At 51.4% G+C, this 16,355-nt stretch carries 10 protein-coding genes; 2 read left to right on the forward strand and 8 right to left on the reverse strand.

From position 1 onward, the window contains the following. Window positions 1-243 precede the first annotated feature (243 nt). Entirely contained in the window at window positions 244-1,017 is a 774-nt protein-coding gene (locus AC4GL5_RS07950) for a ParA family protein (protein WP_490382241.1), read from the reverse strand. A gap of 431 nt (window positions 1,018-1,448) precedes the next feature. Between AC4GL5_RS07950 and AC4GL5_RS07955 the strand changes: the two genes are divergently transcribed. Beyond that, entirely contained in the window at window positions 1,449-3,362 is a 1,914-nt protein-coding gene (locus AC4GL5_RS07955) for a beta-ketoacyl synthase (RefSeq protein ID WP_490382242.1), read from the forward strand. A 146-nt stretch (window positions 3,363-3,508) separates the two neighbouring features. Here the strand turns inward: AC4GL5_RS07955 and AC4GL5_RS07960 are convergent, their stop codons facing one another. The 4 genes from AC4GL5_RS07960 to AC4GL5_RS07975 all read right to left on the reverse strand — a co-directional run bounded on the left by AC4GL5_RS07960 (window position 3,509) and on the right by AC4GL5_RS07975 (window position 8,371). Continuing rightward, a complete protein-coding gene (locus AC4GL5_RS07960) occupies window positions 3,509-4,579 on the reverse strand; it encodes an LPP20 family lipoprotein (protein WP_490382243.1) in 1,071 nt (356 codons plus the stop codon). Window positions 4,580-4,648: 69 nt separating this feature from the next. Next, window positions 4,649-5,248: a penicillin-binding protein activator LpoB gene (locus AC4GL5_RS07965; protein WP_490382244.1), complete on the reverse strand. Its 600-nt coding sequence runs from the start codon at window positions 5,246-5,248 to the stop codon at window positions 4,649-4,651. A 112-nt stretch (window positions 5,249-5,360) separates the two neighbouring features. Beyond that, window positions 5,361-7,214, reverse strand: a complete 1,854-nt coding sequence (locus AC4GL5_RS07970; protein ID WP_490382245.1) for a COG3014 family protein — start codon at window positions 7,212-7,214, stop codon at window positions 5,361-5,363. Window positions 7,215-7,393: 179 nt separating this feature from the next. After that, entirely contained in the window at window positions 7,394-8,371 is a 978-nt protein-coding gene (locus AC4GL5_RS07975) for an alpha/beta hydrolase (protein ID WP_490382246.1), read from the reverse strand. Window positions 8,372-8,795: 424 nt separating this feature from the next. Between AC4GL5_RS07975 and AC4GL5_RS07980 the strand changes: the two genes are divergently transcribed. Further along, the gene (locus AC4GL5_RS07980) at window positions 8,796-10,967 is read left to right on the forward strand and encodes a malate synthase G (protein ID WP_490382247.1); all 2,172 of its coding nucleotides are present in this window, start codon (window positions 8,796-8,798) and stop codon (window positions 10,965-10,967) included. Between the two features lie 197 nt (window positions 10,968-11,164). Here AC4GL5_RS07980 and AC4GL5_RS07985 read toward each other — a convergent pair whose 3' ends face one another. The 3 genes from AC4GL5_RS07985 to AC4GL5_RS07995 form a co-directional block, all read right to left on the reverse strand. Next, window positions 11,165-13,963, reverse strand: a complete 2,799-nt coding sequence (locus tag AC4GL5_RS07985; protein WP_490382248.1) for an insulinase family protein — start codon at window positions 13,961-13,963, stop codon at window positions 11,165-11,167. 254 nt (window positions 13,964-14,217) lie between these two features. Further along, window positions 14,218-14,889, reverse strand: coding sequence for an SOS response-associated peptidase (locus tag AC4GL5_RS07990; RefSeq protein ID WP_490382249.1), 672 nt, complete (start codon window positions 14,887-14,889; stop codon window positions 14,218-14,220). Next, complete coding sequence (locus tag AC4GL5_RS07995; RefSeq protein WP_490382250.1) at window positions 14,889-16,139, reverse strand: GGDEF domain-containing protein; 1,251 nt, start codon at window positions 16,137-16,139, stop codon at window positions 14,889-14,891. Before AC4GL5_RS07995 ends, AC4GL5_RS07990 begins: the two co-directional genes overlap by 1 nt. Window positions 16,140-16,355 lie beyond the last annotated feature (216 nt).

The following is a 16,355-nucleotide window of genomic DNA, read 5'->3' on the forward strand; positions in this document are numbered from 1 at the left end:
TGCGGCCTGCCGGTTGGTCAGCATAACCTTGTGGGTCGGGTTGCCACCGGACGTTATTTGGGTATCGATAAACCGCGCGTGTGATTATGGCGGGGTGATAAAGACTGCGCAAAAAGAAATATTTAAACGCTTGATGATTTAAAGAAAAATATCAGGCTAAAACGACCATCACCGACCAGATAATCAATAGGCCGGATGTCGATAATAAGCCTTGTCCGAATCAGAGGCTATTCAGTCAGGGGCTTAACCCTTGGCTGAAAGCGCCTCAAACAATGCTATAAACTGCCCTGTGAGTTTGTGCTTGGGTACATAATGCACAAGAGGTTTGCTCAACTGATGAGATTCGCGCATTTTAACCGAAGACATCAGGTGGACCGGGAGTACCGGATGGCCTTCAGCGACCAGCTCATTCACCAGCTGTTGCGGTAATTTGGCTTGGGGCTGCATCTGGTTGACGACGATACCTTCCACCTTAAGATCCGGATTGTGATCGGCTCGCATCTCGTCAATATTACTGAGTAATTGGCTCAGGGCCTGACGGGAGAAAGCGTCGCAGTCAAAGGGAATCAGGCAGCGTTCAGCGCCAATCAGTGCCGATCGGGAGAAAAAATTGAGCGCTGGCGGCGTATCGATAAAGATCTGGTCGTAAAGGTCAGCCTGCTCCAGCAGCATCTCTTTCAGCTTGTAGATTTTGTAGCGGGACTCCAGTTTGGCTTCCAGGGACTCCAGCTCACTGTGAGCGGGTAACAGATGCAGGTTTTCCCACTGAGTTGGCTGAATCAGTTGTTCCATCGGCTTGCGCTGAGAAGAGATCATCAGGCACTGTTCGAAGAAATCAAACAGGGTGTCATCCATCTCCTGCACTGTTTTTCCGGTGAGGTAATGACTGGAGTTGCCCTGGGGGTCAAGATCAATAACCAGCGTTTTCAGTCCCTGACTGGCACTGATTGCCGCAAGATTGCAGGTAATACTGGATTTACCAACGCCACCTTTCTGATTGAATATCACGCGGATCATAGACCTTCCCTCTGCTCTGATCGGTTTAGGTTAATACTAATGATTTAAGCTCGTTAAAGATTACGGCAGTGCAACATAAGCTTTGAGTGTATTCATTTTCCGGCAGCGGGTCGAGTCCGATTCCTCTGGAAAAAAGTGATACAGATACCGCTACGATATTGGATAGTTAAAGTCACAAAAACCTTCACAAATCCACGTTTGGCGGGTATTCAGCCATAGCCGCGCTGTTTGGTAAGTGATAACATTCTTCGCTTAATTTTTCAGGGCCGTGTTTCGTTTTAAACAGGGTTCTTCAGAGTTTGGCTTCCAGGTTGTATATCACCTTTTGGCCATCCCCAACGAGCTAGGCTATCACGTGACTTTTGGGTCATACGGGCTATCCAGTATCGTCGCAGCAGCATGAATTGCGACACCGTAATGAGGAGTGGGGCTTGTCACAGTTACCGGTAATTATTGGTTTTGGCGGCGTTAATGCTGCAGGACGAAGCTCAGGTTTTCAGAGCTTTCGACGCACCGTTTTAAACAGTCTTGATAATGGGCAACAGGCCCAAACGCTGGTTAGTCTTGCCTGCATGATGGGGCTGCTGACGGAAAATGCAGGGCAGTGGGTCACATCTGAAGGTGAAAGCCTTGATCTGAACACGGCTGCTGAACGTGTTCGTTCGCAGGTGCTGTACAACACCCTGATTCGTAAAACCCACCCTGATCTGTTTGATGTGGATGCGATACCTGCCAATACACGGCTCACCATCAAGCCTGATCAGGAAGCGATCAGCTTTACGCTGCGCCCCCGTCAGATGCCGGAAACCACACCGGATAACTGGCAGGTTGAGGCGCTGGAAAACGGTCACTACAAAATCACCATCACAGGGGATATCGAAGCCCTGATTCCTGATGGTCGTGAAGCGGGGGTTAAGGCCTCAGCGCAGATACCAACCGGTTTTAATCCGGGAAAATTCTACCGCTCGGTTCACCATCCGCGCGGTCTGCAGATGGCGGTATTTGCCGCCTCTGACATGCTGGGTAATACCGGTCTGGACTGGGATGCGGTGAAAGATATGCTGCGTCCGGATCAGATGGCGGTGTATGCCGGCAACTCTATCGGTCAGCTGGATCAGTATGGTTGGGGCGGTTTGCTGCAGAGCTTTGTTAACGGTAAGCGTGCCACCTCCAAGCAGATGCCTCTGGGCTACGGCCAGATGCCTGCGGACTTTATCAATGCTTATGTGTTGGGTAGCGTTGGCTCTACTGCCGGTCACCTGGGTGCCTGTGCGAGTTTTCTGTACAACCTGCAGGCAGCGGTAACGGATATCCGTCTGGGCCGTCGTCGCCTGGCGGTTGTCGGTACCAGTGATGCGCCGGTTACTCCTGAAGTGATTGAGGGTTTCCGTGTGATGGGTGCGCTGGCCGACGATGCCAGCCTGATGGCACTGGATGCACTGGAAAAACTGACCGATGCGGATTACCAGAAAGCCTGTCGGCCCTTTGCGGAAAACTGTGGCTTCACCATGGCTGAAGGTGCTCAGTATCTGATGCTGACCGACGATACGCTGGCGCTGGAGCTGGGTGCTCAGATCTTCGGTTCGGTACCGGAAGTGTTTGTGAATGCCGATGGCTTTAAAAAGTCTATCAGTGCACCGGGCATCGGTAACTATGTCACGCTGGCAAAATCTGCCGCACTGGTTCGCTCGGTGTTGGGTGAAGAATCTCTGCGTGAGCGCAGCTATGTTCATGCTCACGGTACCAGTACCCCGAAAAACCGCGTTACCGAATCCCATGTGCTGAACGAAGTCGCTAAAGCGTTTGATATTAAAAGCTGGCCTGTGGCTGCGATCAAATGCTATGTGGGCCACTCTCAGGGTACTGCTGCCGGTGATCAGACCATCAGTGCATTGGGCACCTGGGCGCATAAGATGATTCCGGGTATCGCGACAACCGATAAAATTGCCGATGACGTTCACCAGAGCAATCTGGAGTTCTCCCAGCAGGCGATTGATCTGTCTGACCGTCCGATGGATACCGCCTTTATCAACGCTAAAGGTTTCGGCGGTAACAACGCCACTGGTGTGATCTTCTCGCCGGAAGTGACGCTGCAGATGCTGGCTAAGAAACACGGTCAGGCTGCGATCAGCGCCTGGGAAGACAAGGTACAGCAGCAGAAAGCCCGCGCCGCTGAGTATCAGGCAGAAGTGGATGCTGGTCGCTTCACTGTGGTCTATCACTTTGGTGATCGTGACGTGCTGGAAGGCCCTGAACTGCAGATTACGGATCAGAAATTACACATTCCGGGTTACGCTCAGGATGTATCCCTTGAGCTTGATAATCCGTTTGGCGATATGAGCTGATCTTTAGCTCCGTTATCTGCAGCAAAAAAGCCCGCCTTTCAGTCACTGAAAGGCGGGCTTTTTAATGGCTGAGCTTTTATGGCGCGACGTTAGCAAAGAGCTGCCGGCTACCACACAGAGTGTGGAAGTCGGCAAATCGGCAATAATCAGTAATCAGCAATAAAGAGTGCGTCGATCACTTCTCTTGCCAGGATGTTGCCCAACTGCTTCGCGGCCAGATGCTGCGCACGGTCTTCCATACCTGAGACCCCTTTTGCCTCACGGTCAAACGCGCCCATAATGCGGTTTTTGCTGTCACGGATCTGCACCTGTGAACGGGCAAACACATAATGAGTGCGGTTCACCTCTTTGCTGCTCAGGGTTAGCGAGTAGGTCAGGCGCAGGTCGGCATCGGCATCACCGGAGGTTGTCAGGCGAAGGCCCAGCTTTGTCATCTCTTCCGCCAGCGAGGCGTCAAGAGCACGGGCTTCTGAGTTACCTGGAGATAGGGTGATCTTCAGTGAGCTGATCAGACTGTTCAGATCACGGCGTAACTCCACCAGATCCTCATCCAGTGCAAAACGACTGAAGCCCGTTTCAGCAACAAATTTCAGCTGATCCACCAACTTGTCCCGCTTGGCGAACAGTGCCAGCACTGGCATCGCTTCCCTTACCTGATCAATCTGACTGATCGGCTGACCATCGTTTGTCTCTGTTGCCGGTAGGGCTTTCTCTTCCAGTTCCAGATCGATAGCAGACAGTTGTTCTGCCAGTTTGGCTTCAGCGGCTCGCCGGTTCAGCTCTGCCAGTGTGTAATGGGTTTTCGTTTCCGGATTGACCCAGCTGTCACTCCAGCTGAGTCCCGGAAGTTCGATCGCAGGAATGCGGCTGCGAACTTTATCGTTAACTTGTTCGACAAAGCCGGTGGTTTTGCCGCCAGTCATCTGCAGTTGGGTCTCGCTGGTAAATTCGCTGCTGATCTGCACCTGCATCTGACGGATCAGGTCGGCACGGGCACGCTCTTTTGAGTTCTCAATAGCGTTGGATTCACTACCGGTATTATCGGCACTGCCAACACCATAAACGTAGCCGGATCGTTCCGGTAGTGTGTTCACCCAGGCGGGCATACCACTTTCTTTTTTCTCCGGTGCCGATGAGCAGCCGGTTAATACGGCTGCAGCAAACAGCAGAGACAGTAAGCCGGTTTGTTTTCCGGTGATCTGCTTAAAAGAAGCCAAGGTCTCTCTCCTGTGGAATCCCTGTACGGGCGGGTTGTTTGTTCGGGCTGCTTAATGGGGTCGCAGTGCTTAGCGGCTCATTTTTTTCTTGATCTTCTTCTGACCGTTCCACACTTCGCGGTTGGTAGTCATGTTGATCAGCTTCAAATCCACCTGATAGCTGGTTACGCGGGTATCATCCAGCTGATCAACAAAGCTGTTGATGCTGCCGGACAGGGCAAAGTTTGCACCGGTTTCCTGACCCATTTGCGCCTGGGTTTCAGAGGAGGCATTCAACTCCTGATCCCGGCGCTCATCGCGGATGTCGTCACGCTCATCACCGCTAACAACAAAGTCCACATCACCGGAGCGCAGCAGTTCGCGCTTGATGTCATTAATAAAGGTTTCGGATGGGATGTGCTCGCTGGTTTTATTACGGATGGTCTGAATCACAACCGTTGGACGGCGATCGTCACTCGTACTTAGCTTGTAGCGACTCAGCCATGGGAAGGTGAGCATATCCTGCATCATCTCTTTAGCCACCAGGCGGGAATCTTCATCGTTCCAGCGATCGGTCAGAGCGATCTCCTTATTCGCATCCACACGCTCAACGGACGGGCCGCCACAACCGGCCAGTAAAAGGGCACTTCCCATCAGGGCTGCCGCGCCCAGTTTAGCCATTATACGCATATTCTTTCTCCTTAAAGCTTGGATTGGTCACCGGGTTCGTCCCCGGTGACACTTAAGATTATTTTTTGAGTGTTCAGGATTAAATCGTTCGCTACGGTTAAACTTTTTTCAGTTAGTCCGCTTTTTTCTTAAACGGCAGAAACGTTCTCAGGGTCAGAATCTTCAACTCCCCGGCTTTCAGGTCGACAGTGTATTCCTGTCGGATTTTCTTCCCTTTAACGGAAACGCTGTTCAGTGTCACCGTATGTTGACCGGGTTCGAGCTGCAGGCGCTGTATACGGATATGATGGGGCAGGGACAACCAGTTGCGGGTATCGGCATTGGTCGTGCTTGCGGTCAGTAACTTGCCACCCAGAATACCCAGGGCTCCCATATCTTTTACCGCTTGCTGGGTCACCAGATTTCTCAGGGTTTCCCGGGCCATGGCGCTGTTCAGTTCCGCCTGAGCTTCCAGTACCTGCTGTAATAAACCCAGCATTGCCACGGAATCCGCTTTAATCATCGGTCGGCTGATCTTGCCTGCTGCGGTTGAAACACTGACCTTCGCCGACTTAAGTGGTGCATAGGGAATCGGATAATAAGGCACGGCGATGCGAACGCCACCATTACCCAGTACATAATCCAGACCGGTGTCTTCAACCAGCGGCCAGACCGGCTGCAGTGTTGTTGCCTGACTGTTGAATAATACACCTTCACTATTCAGGATAGAGCCGTCTGAAAAGTCGCGAACAATGTTATAAAAACCTTTATCGGCATACAGCAGATAGAACCAGGCGGCCTGTTCACGCTGATCCTGTTTACTGCCAACCGGAACAGGGCGTACGACCAGCTGACGACTGTCGCTGTTAATCATCAGGTGCATATTCAGCACCTTGCGTTGAGGTGACAGGTCAACATGCTGCAGAATCAGCAGTTCTGCTTTTTCCGGCTGATAAGTATAGGCTGCCACAGCACCACTGTCGGTAACGGCACCGGATGCTGAAGCGACAAGCTCACCCGCTTCGGTCCTGTCATTATCGCTATTAGCCCTGAGCTTCTTAGCACCTGAGTCTGATGGGGCCGTCGTCTGATTCAGTTTTTTGCTTTTGACCAACTGCCGCCAGCGGTCTTCGTAACCGCCTGCTTTTTGCATGACCCGCACTACATCGCTCCAGGCCTGACGTATCATGGTCTGATCCAGTCCATATTGCTTGGCATAGCCTTCTTCATACAGGGTGGCAGACCGCTGATAACTGATGCGGGCGTTATCGAGTTCACCATACTGTTCGTAGAGTGCGCCCATGACATAATGCGCGAAGGCCTGGTCGCGGAATTTCAGTTCATCGGGGTTGATCGGGTCACCATTGAGCTGTCGGAACACCTTGGCGATCTTGCTAAAGAGCTTTTCCTGCTCTGATTTTGCCTGACTGTAATCACCGGTTTTAAACACATTCTCATCCAGCAGAATCTGAATGCGTCGGTTCTCTACCCGGGCGCTGTCGAGTAGCTGATCCTGTTTGCTACCGGCTTTTTGCTGTTGGGCCAGCATCAGATAGTTGAGCATCTTAGTGTAATGCAGATAGATGCGTTCGTAGAGCTGGCCTTTGTAGGAGGCATTGCCCGGATGAGTCATGGCTGAAGCCAGCCAGTCTGCAGCACTGATCCGGTAGAGGGTATCTGAGATGCGGTAAGCTTTTTCCAGCAGCGTATTGCTGTCCTGATAACGGCCATCGAGGTGGGCAATCATGCCCCGCTCAAGGAAATAAAGCAGGCGATCACTGCCTTTGGGGGATAGGGTTTCTTTAGCGACTTTATCCGCTGCGGCATAGTTTTGGGTGCGAACATCATCCAGGACAGCCTGAACACTGTCACCATAGGTGCTGCAGCCAGCCAGTAAACCAAAAAGCGCCAGTGCCAGCAGATGTTTAACCGTTAGTAAAGAAAACCCCATCATATGGTAGTAGGTGAATTTTAAGCGGTTAAACAACGTCGATATTCCTTCTGTCAGCACGATGTTTCGGTGGCTCCGGGCAACCCGACAAAGTAGTAGAAAATAAACTTTAATAGCAAAATAGTTTAGCCCGCTTATGGGGCAGGCAAAAGTCTGATGAGCGGTCAATTACGACTACTTTGACTTGGCGTTCTTCTGCTTTTGTGGAGCCTGCGCTATTTCTGACCAAGAAAGCGGCGAAAGTCTGTCATCCATTGCAGGCGCAGCGGTTCCGTCTCGTTCACCATATGGTGACGCATACCGGGATACCGACAGACGTCTGCATTGGGGAGTTTTTTTTGCAGGGTGGCCAGATTATTTTGCCAGTCAACAGTGAGATCCTCTTCCCCCTGAAGAATCAGGCAGTTTGCCGAAACAGGATCAGCGACTTCAATCGCCGGAATCCAGCGGGAAAGCGCCCGAACCCAGTCGACCGCAAGATAGTTGTATTGCAGCGGTTCTTCTTTAAGAAATCGCAGAAAATTGTCATCGTGACTGTTTTTAGAGAAACGGCGTTTTAGTCGGTTCATAAAAGGCGATAACAGATAGAAGCTGATAAGGCCTTGCGTCCAGCTCCAGGGCTTGATCAAAGGTGCCATCAGCACGGCTTTTTCAATCGCAAATTCTTCTTTAAACGGACTGCGTAGAAGCCAGTCGATAATGACGGCACCACCGGTACTCTGCCCCACCAGATTCAAAGGTTTTGTCCGTTGCTGAGCACTGATTTGCAGTACCTGCCAGAGCGCCCGGCTATATTCATCAAAGGAGATAATTGAAGCCCGTGGCCCGGATGACAGGCCGTGGCCGGGAAGGTCCACAGCAACGACCTCGTAGCCTTCTTCCAGCAGAAAGCGTATCAGGTGGGTATAAAGGCCGATATGGTCGTAGTAGCCGTGTAGCAGGTAGAAACACCCTTGTGCGCGTTGGCTCTCTTCAAGCCTGGGAATGAAGGTTTGGTAGACCACCTCGTAATTGTCTGAGCGTACACAACCCCAAAGATGTTGCGCTGACGGTAATCGGTTTAAGCCGTAAAAGCTGCTGTAGGTTTGTTTAATCCCGTCAATAACCGCTTTTTCAGGTGCTACCTCCGCCAGTAAGCTTTTGCGCAGATTACTGGCATCAAAAGGGTCAGCATTCAGTTTTTTTGCGGTCATGATTGAGCGGTTTTCCTGGATCAGTTGGTAGTTCGTTAACATCGGGCTAAAGCATCCTACCTCAGATACCGGGGTTATAAAAAACTCCTATGAAAAAAACGTCATCAGAACGGGGATGTTTTGTGACCTATCCGTCGCAATGATGTTATTCATTAGGCGTACACCTAGGGACAAATGCCGCCACTTTCAGGTATCTTTACGGGTCACTGTATGACCTGCGTCATACATTACTCCACTGAAAGACGGCACATCGGACAGACGGAGTTCCCCTAACAGGCGGCCAAAAAAGCCTGACAGGAATAACAAAGGAATCCCGCTTTACCCACGGCACATGGGTCAGCAATCGATTCCTGCTAATGACAGCACCTTTTTAGGTCCTCATTGACCTTTTTAGGCACAACTATAGATAGTAGAGGCACTTTCCATGACTGAACGCGTTCAGATTGGCAACTTAAGTGTTGCAAAAACGCTTTACGATTTTATCAACAACGATGCAGCACCCGGCACAGGTGTTGATGTTGAGCAGTTCTGGGCTCAGTTTGACGCTATCGTCCATGATCTGGCACCGCGTAATCGTGAACTGCTGGAAAAACGCGAACAGCTTCAGGCGCAAATTGATGAATGGCACCGCGCCCGTAAAGGCCAGGCCTTCGACCTGAGCGAATACAAATCCTTCCTGAGCGAGATCGGTTATCTGCTGCCGGAAGGTGAAGACTTCTCCGTGACGACCGCAAACGTCGATCCGGAAATGGCGACTATGGCGGGTCCTCAGCTGGTTGTACCTGTGATGAACGCTCGTTTCGCTCTGAACGCGGCTAACGCTCGCTGGGGCAGCCTGTACGATGCCCTGTACGGCACCGATGCGATCTCTGAAGAGGGTGGAGCGGAAAAAGGCACCTCTTACAACCCGGTGCGGGGCGCAAAAGTGATTGAATTTGCCCGTAACTTCCTGAACGAAGCAGCGCCTCTGGCTTCCGGCGACCACACTCAGGCAACCCTGTACGCGGTTAAAGATGGCGCACTGGTTGTGACTCTGAAAGACGGTTCTGAAACCGGTCTGGCTAAACCTGAGCAGTTTGTTGGCTTTAACGGTGCCGCTGATGCACCTGAGTCTGTACTGCTGGTGAACAACGGCATGCACTTTGAGATTCAGGTTGACCGTACTCACCTGATCGGTAAAGACGACGCGGCTGGCGTTAAAGACGTGGTGATGGAGTCTGCTCTGACCACCATTATGGATTGCGAAGACTCCGTTGCTGCCGTAGATGCAGACGACAAGGTTGTGGTTTACCGCAACTGGCTGGGTCTGATGAAAGGCGACCTGACCGAAGAAGTGACCAAAGGTGGTAAAACCTTTACCCGCCGCATTAACGGTGACCGCGAGTACACCGGTAAAGACGGTTCTCCGATTGCACTGAAAGGCCGCAGCCTGATGTTCGTGCGTAACGTTGGCCACCTGATGACCAACAACGCCATTCTGGACAAAGACGGTAACGAAGTACCGGAAGGTATCATCGACGGTATGTGCACCTCTCTGATCGCTCTGCACGATCTGAAAGGTCTGGGTCAGTTCAGCAACACCACCACAGGTTCCATGTACATCGTTAAGCCTAAGATGCACGGTCCTGAAGAAGTGGCCTTTGCTAACGAACTGTTTGGCCGCATCGAAGACGCACTGGGTCTGGAGCGCTTCACTCTGAAAATGGGCATCATGGACGAAGAACGTCGTACCACAGTGAACCTGAAAGAGTGTATCCGCGCTGCCAAAGACCGTACCGTATTTATCAACACCGGCTTCCTTGACCGTACCGGTGACGAGATTCACACCTCTATGGAAGCAGGCCCGATGATCCGCAAAGGTGACATGAAAGCGGCTGCCTGGATCGGTGCTTACGAAAACTGGAACGTGGACGTAGGTCTGGAATGTGGTCTGAGCGGTAAAGCACAGATCGGTAAAGGTATGTGGCCGATCCCTGATCAGATGGCGAACATGCTGGAAGTTAAGATCGGCCACCCAATGTCCGGTGCCAACACCGCATGGGTTCCGTCTCCGACTGCAGCAACTCTGCACGCACTGCACTACCACAAGGTTGACGTTTTTGCCCGTCAGGGTGAGATCAAAGTCCGTGGCCGCGCGAATCTGGACGACATTCTGACCGTACCGGTTGAGCCAAACCCAAGCTGGTCTGCAGAAGAGATTCAGCAGGAGCTGGACAACAACGCACAGGGTATCCTGGGCTACGTTGTACGCTGGGTTGATCAGGGCGTTGGCTGCTCCAAGGTTCCGGATATCAACGATGTAGGCCTGATGGAAGACCGCGCAACTCTGCGTATCTCCAGCCAGCACATCGCTAACTGGCTGCATCACGGTATCTGCTCTGAAGAGCAGGTGATGGAGACTATGAAGCGCATGGCGGGTGTTGTAGATCGTCAGAATGCTAACGATCCGACCTATACAGCAATGGCACCTAACTTCGATGGCGTTGCTTTCGAAGCGGCCTGCAAACTGGTATTTGAAGGCACCAAGCAGCCAAGTGGTTACACCGAACCCCTGCTGCATGCTTGCCGTCTGAAGCTGAAAGCACAGCAGGCTTAATCGCCGGTTAGACGCTTAACGCTGACAAAGCCCCGATCTCAATGAGGTCGGGGCTTTTTGGTTTATAGGAGAGCGTCGGAAGGCGCGCCCACGGCGCTTTTCCAACCTCGTTTATTTGGCTGTGGCGTCCGGACAATAAAAAAGCGATAACACTGGCGTGTTATCGCTTTTTTGTACCGGTTTTTCAGTTGTCAGACTTAACGCTTAACGGCCTTAAGGCTCGCGCGTAGTTTTTCTGCATTGGTAAAGGTTTTGCTACCGGACTGGTACTGCACGGTGAGTACACCGGTTTTATCATCAGCGATCTTTTGTAGCAGCTGGCGCAGGTCGTCAGTCGTCAGGCTTTTAACGGCTTCTGCCAGGCGCTCTCGGCGGTCAAAGTGAGTCTTATCCATTGCCATCTCCCGCCACAGACGCTGAGCACGCTCCCGCAGACGGTCGTCACTGTCGAGTATCTTCGCCAGCAGGCCTGCTTTCTGCTCGGTGAATTCCTGTTCGCTGATATCGGCAAAAGCCTGGGTAAAGTTAGCCATAAACCCATCGCTCAGAGACTGAATCTGCTCCGGTGTATGGCTGGGTGACTGCACCAGCAGGCTCAGCCCCGGTACTTTTAGGGTCGGGTGATAGCTGGCAAAGACCACATAGCCCAACTGCTGCTGAGTGCGCATCTCATGGTAATAAGGGCTTTGCAGAATATGGGCCAGTAGCATCCAGCGTGCCTGAGAGGCATAGCTGTCAGCGCCATCGCTGGTGGCTGGCTGATAGTATTTCAGCCAGGCGTTGTCGTTATGGCTCAGTTCCGGCTGGTGTTGCAGGTTTTTACCTTCAAGGCTCATCTCGGTAAGACGTGGAACCTGTTGTTCGGTCAGCACGGGTTTCAGAGTGGCTGTTACCAACTGTAGATTCTGCTTGGCTTCTGCTTCTGTCATATTGCCAACGATCATCGCTTCAAGATGCAGTTCTGACAGGAAGCGGCTGCGGAACTGCTCCAGGTCTTGGGCCGTCAGGGGCTCGATAGCTGCCAGCAGCTGTTTTTCATTCCAGCCCGGCTGCATCAGTACGGAACTGACTTCACCAATAATCTGGCGGTACAGAGGCGCTTTGTCGGCATTTTGCCAGCGCTTGATCAGGCTCTGTTTCACCAGTGCGAAGCGCTCTTCCGTAATGCTGGCTTCAGTGAGGGTGCTCAAAAGCTCTTTTAGCAGTACATCCTGCTTGTCGTCATAACCACCCAGCTGGAAGGTGATGCCGCGCACATGTTTGTAAACCGTGTAATCAAGACCTGCAAGACTTGCCGGATAGGCAAACTCGTTACTGGCTTCATTCAGCCAGCTGGCCAGCAGCTGAGTCAGAGCTGCTGTCTCGGCGGATTCGATACTTACCGGTGACTGCAGGCTGAAATACTGCTGAGCTTTTGGCGTATTGAACTCGTTATCAGCTTTGTACCAGAGGGTTGTGGTCTCTGTATTGCTTATATTGACGGGTTTATCCATGGTGCTCAGGCCAGCCTTCATTCCCAATGTATCGGCAATAAAGGGGTTGGCCCCCGGCAGACGAAAGTGTTCCGTTGATAAGGGCGCTACCTTCTGGCTGTCGAAGGTGTTGAGGCTGTAACGACCTTCAAACCATGGGGAGAACTGGTCGGTTGAAGCATCCGGGCTGATTCGGGTCAGTAGCAGGTTGTCTGGTGTCAGGTAGCCCAGATACTGATGAATCAGGCGGGGGGCAAATGTTTCCATGGCATAAGGCGCATGCAGCACTTGTTGGACCGGATACCGCGGCATATTAAAGGCCAGTCCACTGACAAAATGGATTGGCGAGCTGGCTTCCATAAAGTTGAACGCTTGCTCAGACAGGGCTTTTTGCTCATCAAAACGCCATTGCTCAACCCCTTTTTCCTGCAGCAGATTGATATAGCCGAAAACCGCATTGGTTACGGCATCGCTGTTCTGGAAGCCCGTTTCTGTCAGGTTTATCGTGATGGAGAAGAGAGACTCTTCGCCTGTGCTGATACCACTTCCAGCGGACAAACCGGTAGCCCAGCCCTGAGCCTTGAGATAAGACAGCAGACTGCCTTCGCCTTCGTGGCCGATCAGACTGGCCAGATAAGATGCTGGTTTTTTACGAAAATATTGTGCGGGATCGGGTAGTGGAAACTGAAGCTTCAGTGCATGACGTGCCTGTAGGGGTTTGATATCCAGCTGAATGGGCAGGCTGCCCTCGGTAAACAGAGGTTTATCAACATTGAAGGCGTCGGCATTGTGATTCTCCACCGCTGCAAATTTGCTCCGAGCCATCGTTTCCAGTTCATTCAGTGAATTATTACCCAGAATAACCAGGGACATACGATTGGCTGAATAGTATTTACGATAGAACGCCATCATGGCATCGCGAGCGCTGATCTCTTTATCGGCTAGTGTTTTAAGGCTGCCGGTACTGAAGCGGCTGTACGGGTGATCCGGGTTTAATGCTTGTTTCAGGATATCAAACTGTTTTCGGCCGTCATCCCGCAGCTTAGATTGGTATTCCGAATGCACCGCATTCTTTTCGCGCTTAACGTAGGCTTCTGTAAACAGAGGGGCAATAAAGAACTGGGCGAAGCGGTCAAGGCTTGGCTCAAGATATTTACTATCGACTTCAAAGAAATAGTTGGTGTCTTTATATGAGGTGAAGGCGTTATGGCTGCCACCGTGCTTTCCGATATAGCTCTGATATTCACCGGCTTCAGGATATTTCTCGGTGCCCAGGAACAGCATGTGTTCCAGAAAGTGAGCAAGGCCGGCAAAGTTTTCCGGGTCCTGACCGCTACCGATTGCCACGTTCATGGCTGCTGCCGCTTTGTCGGCTTTGGGATCAGAAACCAAAATGACGCTCAGCTGGTTGTCCAGTGTCAGAGTGCGGTAGCTACGCTGATCGTTCTGGCTGGAAATTAATGGTTGAGATGCATCTGTTTGTGCACTGGTGGGGCTGGTGTCGGTCGTGCTTTGTAAAGACATAGGGTTGCAGGCCGTTAGCAAAAGTGAAGAGATCAGGGTGCAGCTGAGCCAAAAGTTTTTGGGGCGCTGAAACAGATTCAATGATTGTTTAAAGCGTGTTGATGACATGAGTTACTCGCTTTTGTCCAAGCGGAATGTCCGCCGTGATCGGTGACAGATACAATTAAGTCCTTTTATTGACCCCGATGGTGGGGGCTGGTTCGCAGAAGATCAAGATACGTGCATCTGGCTCTTTGTTCGGACTGTTACGGAAATTAAGACTCATTGGTGTAGCGGAAGCGGTGTCCGCTTGGCTCAGAGACAATTCTAGAGCGGTTCGCGGGATTGTTGACCAGCGGTGCAACAGGGTAATAGTCAAGATAGTCGTTCTCTGCTGCAACCAGATAGGGAGCGGGGTCTGTCGCAGGGTTTAACCAGTTGTCGGCTTCTTCTCTGGGGATAATGATCGGCATGCGTGCCGCGATATTACCGATCATCTGGTTACTGGGCAGCGTTAGTAGTGCAAACGTATCGTAACCGGTGGCGGCTGATGTGGCGTAGCGTGTCATGATGCCCGCCAAAAGGAACGTACGGTTCTCAGGTCTACGAATTGCAAAGGGTCTCTTGTGGCGGGTGTATTGCTGCCATTCGTAGTATCCGGAGACAGGAACCAGGCACCGGGTTTTCAGTGCATCCTTAAACATCGCTTTCTCATCCAGAGATTCGACCCGCGCAGAGTAAGGGCTGTTATCCAATACCGTTAACCATTGGGGGCTATAACCCCAATAACCTTCACAAAGTTCTTTATCCACAACCCCTTGCTTAATAATGCTGACAAAGCCCTTAGGGGGAAGGTTGTAACTGGTAATCAGTGGCTGCCTCACCATCAAAGGTTTGTTTAACAGTGTTTCAGTATTAAAGGGAGTGACAATCAGACGACCGGGCATCAGGTACTCACCTTATTGCGGCCGCCATGCTTGGCACGATAAAGGGCGTCATCCGCAGCTTTCACTACCTGTTCTGGTGTCTTATTAGCCCCTTCCCGTTGGGATACGCCGATACTGATGGTCACGGAAACGGTAGAGCTATCCTGTTTGGCATTTTTGCCTCGCTTGTTCTTTCCTGTCTGGTCGTCTTTTGGCCGGTTATCATCACGGATCTTCATCGCATAGTTCGCAATGGTTTCTCTTACGGTTTCAAGGTGAGGCAGGGCGTATTGGACATCACGATTCGGAAAAAGAATTGTGAACTCTTCACCACCATAGCGGAACGCTTTGCCGCCACCGGTTACCCGGCGGATTTTGGCGGCAACCATCTTCAGTACCTGGTCACCAATATCGTGCCCATAGGTGTCGTTAAACTTCTTAAAGTGATCCACATCCATCATCGCAATGGTGTAGTTACGGCCCAGTTTGGCCAGTTGCTCATTGAGGGCGCGGCGTCCCGGGAGGCCGGTCAGGTCATCCTTAAAGGCCATGTTGAAGGTTTCATGAATAATCGCGCCGACAAGAAGCAGACCCGCAAGGAACATAAAGACCGAGAGATAGCCCGGAACCAGAAGTTGCTGACTAACAATAAACAGAATAATAAGTGCTGAGAACAGAGCAGCATTAATCGTCGAAGGTTGCCAGAGCATCAGGCCGGTCATCGCTAAAAAAGAGAGAATGAAAATGTAGTAAGCGATTGGGGAGATATTGGCCCAGTCGGGATGCAGGGCAGGCCATAGCATCTGCGTCATAAAATACAGTGTAGGTTGATGCTGGTATTCGCAAACCAACCATATTGCGAATACTTGTGCACCCAAAACCATCAGCTTGGTGGGCAGATCCGTGACCATTGACCCTTTTTCCTGCCAAAAGGCAAACAGCACAATATTAAGGGGGCCGAGAATCGTCACGGCATTAAATACCATCTCGATACTGAACTTGCTCCAGCTTTGACCAACGGTGCTGAGCAAGGTGGTAAAGCTCCAGTAAGCAGTTACCAGTGCCAAAAGCGTCATTAATACCCGAAGACGGCCATAGACCAAACAAAGAGTCGCTGCAGCAGTAAATACAATATAAGGGGCCAGAGAGATAAGGTCTCTGACCGTTGGCGAGAAAGCGCTGTAGCCAAAATGGGCTACCGGAATGGTGATCAACAGAAGCAATAAAGGAACAAGCGCTGATTCTTTCAGCTTTAACAGAATACGATTCACAACAACCTCACTGTTAACCGGAGTAGCTAGATTAAAAGCTCAGCTCCGGAAAGCAAGCTCCATAACATGAAGTTTTGTTACCTCGTTGGTCTGGATCGCATCAATTTGAAATTATTGAACTTTTTTCAATCTTTTTTCACTTTAGGGCTTGTACTGCCCCATTTTGTGCGTATAATTCGCCCTCGTTGTCACGGAGCAAGTCTCCCGATGACCGTT

The sequence above is a fragment of the Oceanospirillum sp. genome (assembly GCF_982874595.1).

Bases quoted from the DNA above. Each gene is read 5' to 3' on its own strand.
- AC4GL5_RS07950 (WP_490382241.1), bottom strand. From the start codon at position 1,017: ATGATCCGCGTGATATTCAATCAGAAAGGTGGCGTTGGTAAATCCAGT.
- AC4GL5_RS07965 (WP_490382244.1), bottom strand. From the start codon at position 5,248: ATGCGTATAATGGCTAAACTGGGCGCGGCAGCCCTGATGGGAAGTGCC.
- AC4GL5_RS07975 (WP_490382246.1), bottom strand. From the start codon at position 8,371: ATGACCGCAAAAAAACTGAATGCTGACCCTTTTGATGCCAGTAATCTG.
- AC4GL5_RS07980 (WP_490382247.1), top strand. From the start codon at position 8,796: ATGACTGAACGCGTTCAGATTGGCAACTTAAGTGTTGCAAAAACGCTT.
- AC4GL5_RS07985 (WP_490382248.1), bottom strand. From the start codon at position 13,963: ATGTCTTTACAAAGCACGACCGACACCAGCCCCACCAGTGCACAAACA.
- AC4GL5_RS07990 (WP_490382249.1), bottom strand. From the start codon at position 14,889: ATGCCCGGTCGTCTGATTGTCACTCCCTTTAATACTGAAACACTGTTA.